A 15154-nucleotide genomic window follows, 5' to 3' on the forward strand; every position below is an offset into this window, starting at 1 on the left:
AATAAAAAATAAAAACCAGAAAGGTGATTGCACATGCGGGAAGAGCTAAAGGGGATATTTGCAAGTGTATTCGGAGAAAAAGAGGGGTTACGGTTTTTTTTCGCACCTGGAAGAGTGAATTTGATTGGAGAACATACTGACTATAACGGCGGGCATGTATTTCCGTGCGCACTGACAATGGGTACATATGCTGCTGTTGCAGAAAGAAACGACGGACTTGTCCGGATGTATTCAGATAACTTTAAAAACGCAGGCATCAAGGAGTGCAGCCTTGGCGACATTAACTATCAAAAAGAAGACGACTGGGCGAACTACCCGAAAGGCGTTATTTATGAATTTCAGCAGAGGGGCTATTCTGTTCCCCATGGCTTTGACATTGTATTTTCAGGAAATATTCCAAACGGGGCGGGGCTGTCGTCGTCCGCTTCTATTGAACTGCTGATGGGAGTCGTCCTCCAAAGCTATTTTTATCCTGAAATAGATGCGCTTGAGCTTGTGAAAATGGCGCAGCATGCGGAAAACCACTTTATCGGCGTCAATTGCGGGATTATGGACCAATTCGCAATTGGAATGGGGAAAAAACATCATGCGATGCTGCTGAACTGCGACACGCTTGACTATGAATATAGCAAGCTCGATGTCTCTGGCCTCGCGCTGGTCATCGCGAATACGAACAAAAAAAGGACATTGGCAGACTCAAGCTATAATACGAGACGCCAAGAATGCAACGATGCATTGCTTGATCTGCAAAAAGGACTCGATATTGCCTCGCTGGGCGACGTCACGCCTTCTGATTTCGATGCGCATTCCAGCCTGATCCAAAATGAAACGAACAGACGACGGGCAAAGCACGCTGTATACGAAAATCACCGTGCCATCAAGACAGCCCATATGTTCAAAGAAAACAATATAGATGAGATCGGGCGTTTAATGAAGGAATCCCATCTTTCATTGAAGGATGATTATGAAGTAACATGCCCTGAACTTGATGAGCTTGTGTTTGCGGCGTGGGATCACGAAGGTGTAATTGGATCAAGAATGACGGGCGCGGGCTTCGGCGGCTGCACCATCAGCATTGTAAAAGATGCGTTTATTGATGATTTTATTCAAAAAGTTGGAGACAGATATCAAGAAAAAACAGGACTCCAAGCGGATTTTTATGTCGCTGATATCGGAGAAGGTGCAAGAGAACTAAAGGGGGAGTGACACATGAGTATTGTAGAACATCTGGAACAGCTGCTTGAGTATGGCCTGGAACGAAAACTGATTTCAATCTGGGATCGGGAATATACGAGAAACCGTCTTTATGAAGCACTGGGCATCACACATCCCGAGCCGGTCTCCAGCACCTCTATTAAGCAGTCACAAAGCCTTCCGGACTTACTCGCTCCCATTTATAAATGGGCTGCGGAAACCGGCCGAATGGAAGCGGATACAGATACGTACCGTGACCTGCTCAGCGCAAAGCTGATGGGCTGTTTTGTACCTGCTCCATCCGAGGTCATTCGCAAGTTTGAAGAAACAAAAGCATTATACGGCCCAAAACAGGCGACAAAGGAATTCTATCAATATTCAGAGGATGTCTATTATATACGTACTGACAGAATCGCCAAAAATGTTCATTGGACAGTACCGACCGAATATGGCGAGCTGGAAATGACCATTAACCTATCCAAGCCTGAAAAGGACCCGAAAGCGATTGCGGCTGCAAAAGAGCAGGCGCAGACAAATTATCCGATGTGTTTGTTGTGTAAAGAAAATGTCGGGTTCGAGGGAAATGTGAATCATCCAGCCCGGCAAAATCACAGAATCATTCCAGTCATCCTTGAAGACGAACAATGGTTTTTGCAATTTTCGCCATACGTCTATTATCCAGAGCATTGCATCGTCTTAAAAGGTGAACATGAACCGATGGAGATCAGCAAAAAAACATTTGAAAGGCTGATGTCGTTTCTTGGGCAGTATCCGCATTATTTTATCGGTTCGAACGCGGATCTCCCAATTGTCGGCGGCAGTATCCTAAGCCATGATCATTTCCAAGGCGGCGCACATGACTTTCCAATGGCACGTGCAGAAGCGGAAGACGTTTATGACTTAAATGATTATCCCGGCGTGTCGCTGGGCTTAGTGAAGTGGCCGATGTCTGTGCTCAGGCTCCAAGGAGACAAACCGGATCGTGTCGCTGAAGTGGCTGATCATATCTTCCGCACATGGCAAACGTATTCCGATGAAAAAGCCGGCATTGCCGCCTATACAGGCGATACGCCTCATAATACGGTCACACCGATTGCGCGGCGCAGGGGAGACCTGTACGAACTCGATATCGTCCTGAGGAACAACCGGACGAATGAGGAGCATCCATTAGGAATATTTCATCCTCATCAGGAAGTCCACCATATTAAAAAAGAAAATATCGGCCTGATTGAGGTCATGGGATTGGCGATATTGCCTGGCCGCTTACAGGAGGAAATGAAAGAAACGGCAGCGGCGCTATGCTCTGCTGATCCGAAAACAGCCTTAGAACAAAATCCGCTCACGGCAAAACATAGTGAATGGGCTCTTCGGATGATGGAAAAAAGAACCATAACGAAAGAGAATGCAGATCTAGTCATAAAGGAAGAGCTGGGACAGGTATTCGCGCGCATTCTTGAACACGCCGGTGTATTTAAACAGACAACAGAGGGAAAACAGGCCTTCAGAACGTTCATCGATCAGTTGGGCGCCAAACCAGTCAAAAGCCTCAACCGCTAGGGTTGAGGCTTTTTCGATTTTTATGGCAAAACAAACACCCAAAGCGCTGACGCCTCGGGTGCTGTTGCATTTATCCTCTTTTTCTGGTTAACAGACTTACTAGAAAAACAACAATGGCTGCGCCGATTATCGCTGGAATAATGGCGAATCCGGCTAGGTGCGGCCCCCATGTTCCAAGCAGCCCGTGACCGATCCAGGCGCCAATAAGACCTGCGATCATAGACCCAATAATTCCTCCGGGCATATCTCCTTTTACAAAAAGGCTTCCAAGCCATCCGATAATAATAGCTACGATAAGTGAAATAAGAAAACTCATCATGCAACACATCCTATTTTTATTATTTGCTTATATCATTCCTCATTTTTGTATAAGATAAACAACTGGATGCTCTCTTTGAAAAATGCGGACAATTCAGAGCATATTGGCTCTTCATTGAGCCTTTTCTTTCAATATTTGATGCGTTAAAATGGTAACCATGTGAAAAGATGCTAGACAAGGAAAAAATAATTCCTATCTAGAAAGTTTAACAAAATGAAACTTTTGATTGACCTAAGTTTTTTATTGTGGTAAACCTTAATTTGTCAGAATTAGTTCTTCATCATCTTTCTTTACTTTATATGCGGAAATAACTAGAAACTTTTCATCTTAAGCGATAGATGTGAATAAAGTTGGAGCAATTTTTGTCGATTTTATGACATTTAAGCGAAAATGGGATGAAGTTTATAAAAAAATAAAGCTAATAAGTGAACTTTTTGATAGCATAACAAAGTAGAGAAAAGATTTTGAGGAAGTATGCACTTCAGATTTATTACATCAATAGGAAGGATGGTGATCTTCTTGTTCAGAGCATTAAAACCGTTGCTTGTATTAGCGCTGTTAACTGTGGTTTTCGTCCTTGGGGGATGCAGCAATGCTTCAGTACTAGATCCGAAAGGGCCTGTAGCTGAACAGCAAAGTGATTTAATCCTGTTATCTATCGGATTTATGCTGTTTATCGTCGGGGTCGTCTTTGTTCTATTTACCATTATTTTAGTAAAATACCGCGACCGTAAAGGCAAAGATAATGGATCTTATAACCCAGAAATTCACGGTAACACGTTTTTAGAAGTAGTCTGGACAGTGATCCCAATTTTAATCGTCATTGCACTTTCTGTGCCAACAGTACAGACGATATATTCGTTAGAAAAAGCTCCTGAAGCAACAAAAGACAAAGAGCCTCTTGTTGTTTATGCTACTTCGGTAGACTGGAAATGGGTATTCAGCTACCCTGAACAGGATATTGAAACGGTCAACTACTTAAACATTCCTGTAGACCGCCCGATCTTGTTCAAAATCTCATCTGCAGATTCAATGGCTTCGCTATGGATTCCTCAGCTTGGAGGACAAAAATATGCGATGGCCGGAATGCTGATGGATCAATACTTACAGGCTGATAAAGTGGGTACTTACGAAGGCCGCAACGCGAACTTCACAGGTGAACATTTTGCAGACCAAGAGTTTGATGTGAATGCAGTCACAGAAAAAGACTTTAACAGCTGGGTGAAAAAGACTCAGAACGAGGCTCCTAAGCTGACAAAAGAGAAGTATGATGAATTGATGCTTCCTGAAAATGTGGACGAATTAACGTTCTCTTCTACTCACCTGAAATACGTTGATCACGGACAAGACGCTGAGTACGCGATGGAGGCGCGCAAACGCCTTGGCTATCAAGCCGTTTCACCGCACTCTAAAACAGATCCGTTTGAAAACGTAAAGAAAAACGAATTTAAGAAGTCTGATGATACAGAAGAATGATATTTGATCAGGAAAGGAGGAAGCCCGCATGAAAATGAAATGGGACGAATTTTTCGTAACTGGTGACCCATTAATTCTGGGCGCACAAGTTTCCATTGCGCTTTCAACCATTGCCATCATTGTTGTACTGACTTACTTCAAAAAGTGGAAATGGCTTTGGTCTGAATGGATAACTACTGTTGACCATAAAAAACTCGGAATCATGTATATTATATCTGCTGTAATTATGTTATTCCGCGGCGGTGTCGACGGTCTGATGATGCGTGCCCAGCTAGCGCTTCCGAATAACAGTTTTTTAGACTCAAACCACTATAATGAAATTTTTACAACTCACGGTACAATCATGATCATCTTCATGGCGATGCCGTTCTTAATCGGTCTTATCAACGTTGTTGTACCTCTTCAAATCGGTGCTCGCGACGTTGCGTTCCCTTACTTGAACAACCTGAGCTTCTGGACGTTCTTTGTAGGTGCGATGCTTTTCAATATTTCTTTCGTAATCGGAGGTTCTCCGAACGCAGGCTGGACGAGTTATATGCCGCTTGCAAGTAACGACATGAGCCCTGGGCCGGGTGAGAACTACTACCTCCTCGGACTTCAGATTGCCGGTATCGGTACCCTGATGACAGGGATCAACTTTATGGTAACAATCTTAAAAATGAGAACAAAAGGCATGACATTAATGCGTATGCCAATGTTCACATGGACAACACTGATCACAATGGTTATTATCGTGTTTGCGTTCCCTGTACTTACAGTAGCATTAGCACTTTTATCATTTGATCGTTTGTTCGGCGCTCACTTTTTCACATTGGAAGCAGGCGGTATGCCGATGCTTTGGGCTAACTTGTTCTGGATTTGGGGACATCCTGAAGTATATATCGTTATTCTTCCGGCATTTGGTATTTTCTCAGAAATCATCTCAAGCTTTGCAAGAAAACAATTGTTTGGCTACAAAGCGATGGTTGGTTCTATTATCGCCATCTCTGTATTGAGTTTCTTAGTTTGGACTCACCACTTCTTCACAATGGGGAACAGTGCGTCCGTTAACTCATTCTTCTCAATTACGACAATGGCAATCTCAATCCCAACCGGGGTTAAAATCTTTAACTGGCTCTTTACGATGTATAAAGGCCGAATCAGCTTTACAACACCTATGCTGTGGGCGCTTGCGTTCATTCCTAACTTCGTTATCGGCGGGGTTACAGGGGTTATGCTTGCGATGGCAGCAGCGGATTATCAATACCATAATACGTACTTCCTTGTATCTCACTTCCACTATGTGCTGATCGCGGGTACTGTATTTGCTTGTTTCGCCGGATTTATTTTCTGGTATCCAAAAATGTTCGGCCACAAGCTGAACGAAAGAATCGGAAAATGGTTCTTCTGGATCTTTATGATCGGTTTCAATGTATGTTTCTTCCCTCAATATTTCTTGGGGCTTCAAGGCATGCCTCGCCGTATTTACACATACGGACCAAACGACGGCTGGACAACATTGAACTTTATCTCAACTGTCGGAGCTTTCATGATGGGTGTAGGATTCTTAATCCTTTGCTATAACATCTACTACAGCTTCCGTTACTCTACTCGTGAAATCAGCGGAGATTCATGGGGTGTGGGACGTACGCTTGATTGGGCGACTTCTTCTGCGATTCCGCCGCATTACAACTTTGCGGTGCTTCCTGAAGTCAAATCTCAAGATGCATTCCTGCATATGAAAGAAGAAAAAACTGAATTATACCCTGAAAGCAAATTCAAGAAAATCCATATGCCAAGCAACTCAGGCAGACCGTTCTTTATGTCTGTTGCCTTCGGTCTTGCAGGCTTTGGACTTGTCTTTGAATGGTACTGGATGGGCGTAGTCGGATTGATCGGAGTCCTGCTCTGCATGGTTCTGCGTTCATTCGAATACGACAACGGCTACTACATTAGTGTTGATGAAATAAAAGAGACGGAAAGAAAGATTTCCGAATAAGGAGGCGTGAGTTATGGAACATGCAGAACACGGCAATTCTAACGCGCCTATGGAATATCAATCTGAAACCGGCAGACTTAATATACTCGGGTTTTGGATCTTTTTAGGGGCAGAAATTGTGTTGTTCTCAACACTATTTGCAACCTTCTTCGTTCTTAAAAACAGAACAGCTGGAGGTGTCTTGCCAGACGAACTTTTTGAAGTCAATCTGGTAATGATTATGACGTTCTTGCTGCTTATCAGCAGCTTTACCTGCGGGATCGCTGTTCATGAAATGCGCCGCGGAAGTTTAAAAGGCGTCGTCATTTGGACAATTATCACTCTTCTTCTCGGTGCCGGCTTTGTCGGATGCGAGATTAACGAGTTTGTTCACTATGTACATGAAGGAGCGGCTCTCAGTACAAGTGCGTTCTGGTCTGGATTCTTTGTTTTACTTGGAACTCACGGAACTCACGTAACAATCGGTATTTTCTGGATCACAGGAATTCTGATTCAGTTGAAGAAACGCGGCTTAACTCCGCAAACTTCATCTAAAATCTTTATCTCAAGCTTGTACTGGCACTTCTTAGATGTTGTATGGATTTTCATCTTTACAGGTGTCTATCTCATGGGATTGGGGGGTCTGTAAAATGGCAAACAAATCTGCTGAACACAGTCACTTTCCATGGAAGCACATTGTAGGTTTTGCACTGTCTATCGTTTTGACCCTGCTGGCTCTATGGGTTGCAGTATATACTGAATTGAGCCCATCAGCAAAACTTTGGATTATCTTCGGTTTCGCCTTCATTCAGGCGGCGCTGCAGCTTCTCATGTTCATGCACATGACAGAGAGCGAAAACGGCACGATCCAAGTCGGAAACACGCTGTTCGGATTCTTTGGCGCGATCGTTATCGTACTTGGATCCATCTGGATTTTCGCGGCTCACTATCACCATGGTGACCACATGGACGGAAATCCTCCTGGAGGCGCTAAACACTCAGAGCACTCAGGCCACAACGAATAATACAAAAACCCTCTTCGTGAGAAGAGGGTTTTTTGCTGTCTTCAGCTGCTTCGCTTTCTGCGAAGATACGGAAGACCGTAAATGATAAATGCGGCGATATGAGCGACAATGACGTTGACGGCAAACAAGATAATCATGAGAGTGTGTCCTAGTGGAGAAAGGCTTTCTGTTGCGTAAAAGAAGAAGAATACCCACATTAAAATGATTGGCGGAATAGCTGAGAGTGCGACTTTTTTGTTATCAAGCCAAATAAAGAGAGGCGTTGCGCTGGCAACCAATAAGTAAGCGAAAAACATGTCCATCATACCCGTCTCCTTTCATTTTGTGATAACGTTTACAAAAATGAAATAGAGGAACTGAGTTGTGTCTGTTTTGTGGTTGTTTTGTGAACATTCTGTTACAATTATTATACCATGTTTTCCAGAAATTGATACACGTTTTCGTGAAAATGAGTTAGACCTATTGTCTTATTTTTATGCTTTATAAGATAGGAGATTGTACGGAGCTTTCTTTTAGAACAGGGGGAATGTAGATGTATCAGGTAATAAAGCTTGAAAAAGAAGACTGGCGGGAAGTAATCAGTATGTCTGAATATGCTTTTCAGAAAGAACTTAGTGCTGAGGAACGAGAAGAGAAAGTAAAAGCTTTAGAGAACCATTACATCATCGGAATCAAAGAACAAGAGAAACTCCTTTCTAAGCTTCACATCATTCCCTTTTCTGTCATGCTGGAAGAGCAGGAGATGAAGATGGGAGGTATTGCCGGGGTAGCAACCTGGCCTGAATACAGAAGAAAAGGAACAGTAAAGGAACTTATTCTAGACGCTCTAACGGTTATGAAGAAAAGAAACCAAACCATCAGCTTTTTGCATCCGTTCCTGATCTCCTTTTACCGCAAATTTGGCTGGGAACTCTGTTTCTATCAAAAACGCCTGACTTACCTTAAAGAACAGTTTCAAAAACTAGGCGATGCCCCTGGGGACGTGAGGAGGCTTCAAAAGGATGAAACAGATGCAGTGAATGCCATCTATAATCAGTACAGAACGAAGCATAATGGGCTGATGAAGCGTTCAAAGGAGCATTGGACAGAGAAGATCCATGGAATGAAAGCTATGTACATCTCTGAAGATGGGGTGCCCTGTGGATATCTTGTGTATGACATCAAAAATAAAACGATGCGGGTTGAGGAATTTGTTTATTTGAACAGAGAGGCACAGAGAGGCTTGTGGAATTTTATTTGCCAGCATGATTCGATGCTAAATGAAGCGGAACTGACTGTACGGATGGAGGAAGATCTTGATTTTTTAACTGCCGAACCCCGGGTCAAACAAGAGATATATCCTTATAGTATGGCGCGCATCGTTGACGTTGAAGGTTTTTTACGGGAATATCCAAAATCTCGGGTAACAGCTCCCTTTGACTTTAAGGTAACGGATCAATGGGCACCGTGGAATCAACAGACTTTCCGCGTCGATTCGCAGCAGGTGCAGATCATTTCAGAAGAGTCATCTGACCATCTAATAGAATGCAGCATATCTTCTTTAACCGCTTTCTTCCTAGGCGCCAGAAGTGCCCGTTTCCTTTTTGAAGCAGGCATGATAAAAGGACCGGTATTTGAAATCAAACGGCTTGATGACGACTTTCAACTAAAACCTCCATTTCTTATGGATTTCTTTTAACCTCTTATTTAAAAGGGGTTTTTTTATTTGAAAAGTTTTGTGTCAATCGAAACATTTCGGTCTATCATACGTCATATGTCGTGTAGCTGAAAAACGCCACAAGTGCGGAAAAAACTTAAAAGGAAGCGAGCTTCACGTGTCATCTTGAACGTGGTTCATGTATAATAAACATTAGTGATTTTCCGATGAAAATGTAAGGCGGGATAGAATGAGTCGATATAAGAAACAGCAAAGTCCCTTTTACCAGGGGGATTTGATTTTTATATTTGGTGTGTTTTTTATTATAAGCGTATTGGCGATTTATGCTGCCGGTCAGTTTGGGCAGTATGGAGATAATGCCTGGACGAAACAAATTATTTATTATGCTTTGGGGGCTATTGCCATTTCGGTACTGCTGTATTTCGATTTGGAGCAGCTTGAAAAATTGAGTTTATATGTATTTTTATTCGGGATTTTGCTTCTTTTGATATTGAGAGTCAGTCCTGAGTCTATTGCACCAGTGAAAAACGGTGCAAAAAGCTGGTTTCAGTTTGGTTCTGTAACGTTACAGCCCTCTGAATTTATGAAAATTGGGCTCATGATGATGGTAGCCTCAGTGATTTCAAAAGCAAGCCCTAAAAAAATCCGAACGCTCAGAGATGATGTGCATCTTTTGCTTAAGATTGCAGGTGTATCGGTAGTGCCGATCGGACTTATCCTTCTTCAGGATGCTGGTACAGCCGGGATATGTATGTTTATTGTGATTGTCATGATCTTTATGTCAGGAGTAAACTGGAAGCTGATCGCAATCATTGGTGGTTCTGGTATCTTACTTATTTCTCTTATCTTGTTAGTAATGATTAATTTTCCTGATGCTGCTAAATCAGTTGGGATTCAAGAGTATCAAATAAAGAGGGTAACATCCTGGGTTTCTGATACAAATGGAACAACTCAGGAAGATGCAAATAGCAGCTGGCAGGTTGATCAGGCTGTTATGGCTATCGGCTCAGGCGGCATTGTCGGAAATGGCGTTCACAATTTGAAGGTGTATGTACCAGAAGGACAGACCGACTTTATCTTCGCCATTTTGGGTGAAAGCTTTGGCTTTATAGGCTGTGCAATTGTTGTTATCATGTTCTTCTTCTTAATCTACAGGCTTGTCGTTCTGATAGATAAAATACATCCGTTTAACCGTTTTGCTTCCTTCTTTTGCGTTGGCTATACGGCGTTAATTGTTATCCACACATTCCAGAATATCGGAATGAACATCGGCATTATGCCTGTTACCGGGATTCCGCTGCTGTTTGTCAGCTATGGTGGAAGCTCGACGCTTGCAACGCTAATCGGTTTCGGGATTGTGTATAACGCGAGTGTGCAGCTGACGAAATACAGAAGTTATCTCTTTAATTCTTAAGATGAAGACAGCCTTTTCAGAGGCTGTCTTTTTTTTGTGCAGAGCATTTCACTTTTGGGAATACTTTTTTTCGGATATGATAAAAAGAGATAAGGAGGTTCTTGTGATGAATAACACAATCGAAACCATTTTGAATCATCGGTCAATCCGGTCTTTTACTGATCAGCTTTTGACAGCTGAAGAAATTGATACATTAGTGAAAAGTGCGCAGGCTGCGTCTACATCCAGTTATGTGCAGGCATATTCGATTATCGGGGTTTCTGATCCTGAGAAAAAACGTGAGCTGTCTGTGCTTGCTGGGAATCAGCCTTACGTTGAGAAGAACGGGCACTTTTTTGTATTTTGTGCGGATTTGTACCGCCATCAACAACTGGCTGAGGAAAAAGGGGAACATATTTCTGAGCTGCTCGAGAATACGGAAATGTTTATGGTTAGCTTGATTGATGCGGCGCTGGCAGCGCAAAATATGAGCATTGCGGCTGAATCTATGGGGCTTGGCATTTGTTATATCGGCGGCATTCGGAATGAGTTGGACAAGGTGACAGAGGTGCTGCAAACGCCTGACCATGTGCTCCCGCTATTCGGGCTGGCAGTAGGTCATCCAGCGAATCTATCCGGCAAAAAACCGAGACTGCCAAAGCAGGCCGTTTATCATGAGAATGCGTATAATGTGAACGCAGACGATTTCCGTCATACTATGAATTCGTATGACAAAACCATTTCTGATTACTATAGAGAAAGAACAAACGGACAACGGGAAGAAACGTGGTCCGATCAAATACTGAACTTTATGAAGCAGAAGCCGCGTACGTATTTAAATGACTACGTGAAAGAAAAGGGCTTTAATAAAAACTAAAGCCAACCTCTCCGTCTAGGAGGGGTTTTTATGTTTCACGTGTAACATATTCCGACAAATAGGGACATGCTTTCACAAATAAACGGCGAATGATGAGAGACACTGATAAGCAGTGTGAGCGGCTTTGAAGAAAAATTAGGGGATCAGTGATACGATGAGGATGAGGTGGTAGGGATGGTTTCATTAAGTATATTAGATCAATCTCCAGTATCAAAGGGCAGCAATGCAGAAATGGCCTTACAGCAAACCGTTGCGCTTGCCCAAGCTGCTGAGGACCTTGGATATAAGAGATTTTGGGTTTCTGAGCATCACTTTTCTAAACGGCTGGCAGGCTCCAGTCCTGAGGTGCTCATCAGTCATATAGCGGCGAAAACAAAGCGAATCCGCGTTGGATCTGGAGGAGTTATGCTGCCGCATTACAGTGCTTATAAAGTAGCTGAAAACTTTCGTGTTCTGGAGGGGCTGACACCGGGAAGAATTGACCTGGGGCTTGGCAGAGCACCGGGGGGAATGCCGATTGCATCATGGGCGCTGAATGACGGCGGTAAGCGCAATGCTGATCAGTATCCGCAGCAAATTAAGGAGCTGACCATGTATTTGCATGATTTGGCGGATGACAAACACCGTTTTCCGAATCTGACGGCTGCGCCGCATATTTCAACTGCTCCGGATGTATGGCTGCTAGGCTCTTCTGGAGAAAGCGCGCTGCTCGCCGCGGAATCTGGCGCTGGCTATATGTTTGCCCATTTTATCAATGGAGAAGGCGGAGAGGATACTGTCAGACAGTATAAGAGACGATTCAAACCGTCTGTGTTAGGAGATACGCCTCGAGCGGCAGTTGCTGTTTTTGTTCTTTGTGCTGACACAGAGGAGAAGGCAGAGGAGCTTGGGGCTGTCCTCGATTTTACGCTTTTGGCGGGAGAGCAGGGGATTCCTTTAGAGGGAGTTCCTTCGTATGAAGCTGTTCGGGGAAACTCGTATTCTCCCTATGAACAGAGACGAATTACTGATAATCGAAATCGAATGATTGTGGGTACGAAAGAACAGGTTAAGGAGCGGCTGCTAGCTTTGAGTAAAGCGTATGAAACAGAGGAAATCATGGTGGTGACCATTACACATCATTTTGAAGATAAGCTCCGGTCGTATCGTTTATTGCAGGAGGCGTTAGCTGACTGATCGTTAAAAAGCCCTGCCAATCGGCAGGGCTTCTTCTTATTCAACAGTGAAAGGCTCTTCGGTCAAAACCTGGCTTGATTTGCCTTTGTTCGCGGCATAGGCGAGCAAGTAATACTCTCCGGCCGGAAGCTTGGTTCCGCCATTAATCGTGCCGTCCCAGTCAAAGTACTGATAACCTTTATCTTGATTTTTATAAATGCCTGCTTGGCCTGCGAAATCAAGATTGCTGTCATAGACGAGGAACGCCAGCTCTTCCGCTCCCGCAGGAAGGTAGGTTTCAATTTGATAGGTGCCTTGTACAGACCCTTCACTGACGGAGACAGATGTGACTCTCGGATAATCGGGCTCTTTCACAATCAGCAGTGTAGGTACCTTAGCGACCGTTTTTCCGCCTTCTCTGACGATAACTGTACCTTCATAGGTGCCTGCTTTTGTTTTCTTCGTATTGACTTTTACTTTTGCAGTGGCTTTTCCGGTTTGATGTGCCGGAATCACAACACGGCTTGTCCCGGATGTGGAGATGCCGCTGTCGTTAAATGAATATTCCAGTGTGTATGACTTTCTAATGGAAGATTGATTTTCAATCGTAAACGTTTCTTTTTTCGTTTCATTTCCGTTTTCCTTCAAGAATGTGCCGTATGAATAGCCTCCAGGAGAGACGAGCGAATCGGCTTTGATCGCGTTCATAATTCTTGCGCTGCCCGCGCCTTGGGCATTATGCGGATATACTTCCCCATCGCCATCCTTTAAAGTGACGGCGGTATTCATGATGGCAGCTTTAATCTGTTCAACGCTCCATTTTGGTTTGGCTTGTTTAATGACGGCAACTGCTCCGGCGATATGAGGCGATGCCATGCTTGTTCCTTGTTTTGATCCGTAGCCGTAAGGATGCTCAGGATTGTGTGTTGGGATCGTGCTGACGATATTGACGCCTGGCGCGGAAATATCAGGCTTAATCATCCACGTATCCATAACAGGGCCACGTGATGAGAAATCAGCCACTTGTTCACCGAGCGCTTTTGAGACCGTCAATTTGAATGTTGTTTTTGTCTCACCAGCCTTCAGGGCGCTGACGAGTTTTTCGCCATCTTCTAATGAAAGCTTAATCGTTGGGACAGACATGCCTGGCACATTGGCTTCAATTTCTCCAGAGAAGTTGTTATACACAACCATGCCAATGGCACCGGCCTTTTTAGCGTTATCCGCTTTATCCACAAATGCAATGCTGCCTCGTTTGACAACGGCGACTTTGCCTGTCAGGTCTTTTCCTTCAAAGTCCTTTGCTTCGCCGATTCCCGCTTCGACGAGCTCAACTTCTTTGTTATTGAGTGCTTTGACTTCGTCCTCCTTGTTGTAGCCCATCACTTTTGCTGAAGAGTAGGAGCCGAATTTGACGGCGTATTCATTGAGCGGCAGCTGAGTCGCACCGACAGAAATCGCTTCTCTTGATGTGCCAGGCGATCCGACTGTCCAGCCGTTCGGTCCGCTGTTGCCGTTTGATGTAACAGCGACAACCCCTTCTGACATGGCCCAGTCAAGTGCTGTGCTTGTCGCCCAGTCCGGGTTGTTTAAAGAGTTTCCGAGAGACAGGTTCATCACATCTGCTCCGTCCTGTACAGCGCGTTCCACGCCAGCAATGACGTTTTCCGATGTCCCGCTTCCGCCAGGGCCTAACACACGATAAGCAAGAAGTGTGGCATCAGGCGCTACACCTTTAATCGTTCCGTTTGCAGCCACAGTTCCGGCTACGTGTGTGCCGTGGTCCGTTGCACCGCCCCTTGGATCGCCGGTTGGTGTTTCCTTTGGATCGTAATCATTGTCCACAAAATCGTATCCTTTATATTGTCCAAAGTTTTTCTTCAGATCTGGGTGATTGTATTCAACCCCAGTATCAATAATCGCCACCTTGACGCCTTTTCCTGTGTAGCCTAAATCCCATGCATCGTTTGCTCCGATATAAGGCGCACTGTCATCCATTTGCGGAGATACGGCGTCTTCAGAGATCGTGACGTCTTTATCCTTCATATTGTCTGTTTTATACGTGACGTTCGGGTATACTGCCTTCACGTCTTTTACCGCGAGAAGTTTTGGAATCTCATTAGCTGGGAGTTTCATAGAGAAGCCTGAGAATACCTGCTCATATTCCCGGTTTACTTTTCCGTTTTTCACCGCTTTGATTACTTTATTTTTTGCTTTTGTGCGAGCGGTTTTCAGCTTGCTTTTCGATTGGCTTTCTCCAGCTTCCTTCGCTTCTGCCAAGGATTTTTCTTTTAATTCCACTATAACGGTTGTTTTTTTGCTTGTTGTCATGTCGATATCACCGAATACCTCGGCTTTTTCCAGGTCAGCCGACGTTTTTGAAGACGGCGGTGCTGCCTTGACGCCCGTAACACCTGTGGATAACGTAAAAAATAAGACGAAACTGACAAGCAGAAAGCGAATGATCCCCTTTTTCAATGTGTTTCCCCCTTTGTATTTAGAAAAAATGTGAAAGATCTAGTATATATTTCTTGAAAATTCAAA

Annotated in this window: 13 protein-coding genes; 10 read left to right on the forward strand and 3 right to left on the reverse strand. The window is 44.0% G+C overall.

Going from position 1 to position 15154, the window contains the following annotated elements; genetic code table 11:
• The first annotated feature begins 33 nt into the window (after nucleotides 1-33).
• Both ACQXR1_RS00385 and galT read left to right on the forward strand, forming a co-directional pair.
• Nucleotides 34-1206, forward strand: a complete 1173-nt coding sequence (locus ACQXR1_RS00385; protein ID WP_430771541.1) for a galactokinase — start codon at nucleotides 34-36, stop codon at nucleotides 1204-1206.
• 3 nt (nucleotides 1207-1209) lie between these two features.
• Nucleotides 1210-2751: a UDP-glucose--hexose-1-phosphate uridylyltransferase gene (gene galT, locus ACQXR1_RS00390; protein WP_430771542.1), complete on the forward strand. Its 1542-nt coding sequence runs from the start codon at nucleotides 1210-1212 to the stop codon at nucleotides 2749-2751.
• Nucleotides 2752-2821: 70 nt separating this feature from the next.
• On the opposite strand, the gene ACQXR1_RS00395 is transcribed toward galT, so the two are convergent.
• A complete protein-coding gene (locus ACQXR1_RS00395) occupies nucleotides 2822-3067 on the reverse strand; it encodes a GlsB/YeaQ/YmgE family stress response membrane protein (protein WP_040082491.1) in 246 nt (81 codons plus the stop codon).
• Between the two features lie 513 nt (nucleotides 3068-3580).
• On the opposite strand from ACQXR1_RS00395, the gene qoxA reads away from it, so the two are divergent.
• The 4 genes from qoxA to qoxD are packed head-to-tail and all read left to right on the forward strand — an operon-like array spanning nucleotide 3581 to nucleotide 7528.
• Complete coding sequence (gene qoxA / locus ACQXR1_RS00400) at nucleotides 3581-4546, forward strand: cytochrome aa3 quinol oxidase subunit II (RefSeq protein ID WP_010886637.1); 966 nt, start codon at nucleotides 3581-3583, stop codon at nucleotides 4544-4546.
• 28 nt (nucleotides 4547-4574) lie between these two features.
• Nucleotides 4575-6524, forward strand: coding sequence for a cytochrome aa3 quinol oxidase subunit I (gene qoxB / locus ACQXR1_RS00405; RefSeq protein WP_014665843.1), 1950 nt, complete (start codon nucleotides 4575-4577; stop codon nucleotides 6522-6524).
• A gap of 13 nt (nucleotides 6525-6537) precedes the next feature.
• Nucleotides 6538-7152 (forward strand): cytochrome aa3 quinol oxidase subunit III, encoded by a 615-nt coding sequence (qoxC, locus tag ACQXR1_RS00410; protein ID WP_003227409.1) that lies wholly within the window; start codon nucleotides 6538-6540, stop codon nucleotides 7150-7152.
• Nucleotide 7153: 1 nt separating this feature from the next.
• Nucleotides 7154-7528: a cytochrome aa3 quinol oxidase subunit IV gene (gene qoxD, locus ACQXR1_RS00415; RefSeq protein WP_136653911.1), complete on the forward strand. Its 375-nt coding sequence runs from the start codon at nucleotides 7154-7156 to the stop codon at nucleotides 7526-7528.
• Nucleotides 7529-7569: 41 nt separating this feature from the next.
• Here qoxD and ywcE read toward each other — a convergent pair whose 3' ends face one another.
• Nucleotides 7570-7833 (reverse strand): spore morphogenesis/germination protein YwcE, encoded by a 264-nt coding sequence (ywcE, locus tag ACQXR1_RS00420; protein WP_003227411.1) that lies wholly within the window; start codon nucleotides 7831-7833, stop codon nucleotides 7570-7572.
• A gap of 227 nt (nucleotides 7834-8060) precedes the next feature.
• On the opposite strand from ywcE, the gene ACQXR1_RS00425 reads away from it, so the two are divergent.
• From ACQXR1_RS00425 to ACQXR1_RS00440, 4 genes are all read left to right on the forward strand, one after another.
• A complete protein-coding gene (locus ACQXR1_RS00425; protein WP_430771543.1) occupies nucleotides 8061-9206 on the forward strand; it encodes a GNAT family N-acetyltransferase in 1146 nt (381 codons plus the stop codon).
• A 208-nt stretch (nucleotides 9207-9414) separates the two neighbouring features.
• Nucleotides 9415-10599 carry an FtsW/RodA/SpoVE family cell cycle protein gene (locus ACQXR1_RS00430; protein ID WP_014665841.1) on the forward strand — a complete coding sequence of 395 codons (1185 nt, stop codon included), beginning with the start codon at nucleotides 9415-9417 and terminating at the stop codon, nucleotides 10597-10599.
• A gap of 106 nt (nucleotides 10600-10705) precedes the next feature.
• The gene (nfsA, locus tag ACQXR1_RS00435) at nucleotides 10706-11455 is read left to right on the forward strand and encodes an oxygen-insensitive NADPH nitroreductase (RefSeq protein WP_430771544.1); all 750 of its coding nucleotides are present in this window, start codon (nucleotides 10706-10708) and stop codon (nucleotides 11453-11455) included.
• A gap of 174 nt (nucleotides 11456-11629) precedes the next feature.
• Nucleotides 11630-12631 carry an LLM class flavin-dependent oxidoreductase gene (locus ACQXR1_RS00440; RefSeq protein WP_430771545.1) on the forward strand — a complete coding sequence of 334 codons (1002 nt, stop codon included), beginning with the start codon at nucleotides 11630-11632 and terminating at the stop codon, nucleotides 12629-12631.
• Nucleotides 12632-12667: 36 nt separating this feature from the next.
• Here ACQXR1_RS00440 and vpr read toward each other — a convergent pair whose 3' ends face one another.
• Nucleotides 12668-15088: a serine protease Vpr gene (vpr, locus tag ACQXR1_RS00445; RefSeq protein ID WP_243571646.1), complete on the reverse strand. Its 2421-nt coding sequence runs from the start codon at nucleotides 15086-15088 to the stop codon at nucleotides 12668-12670.
• Nucleotides 15089-15154 lie beyond the last annotated feature (66 nt).

The organism is Bacillus sp. ATD, from assembly GCF_050585765.1.
GTDB classification, from domain to species: Bacteria; Bacillota; Bacilli; order Bacillales; family Bacillaceae; genus Bacillus; species Bacillus stercoris.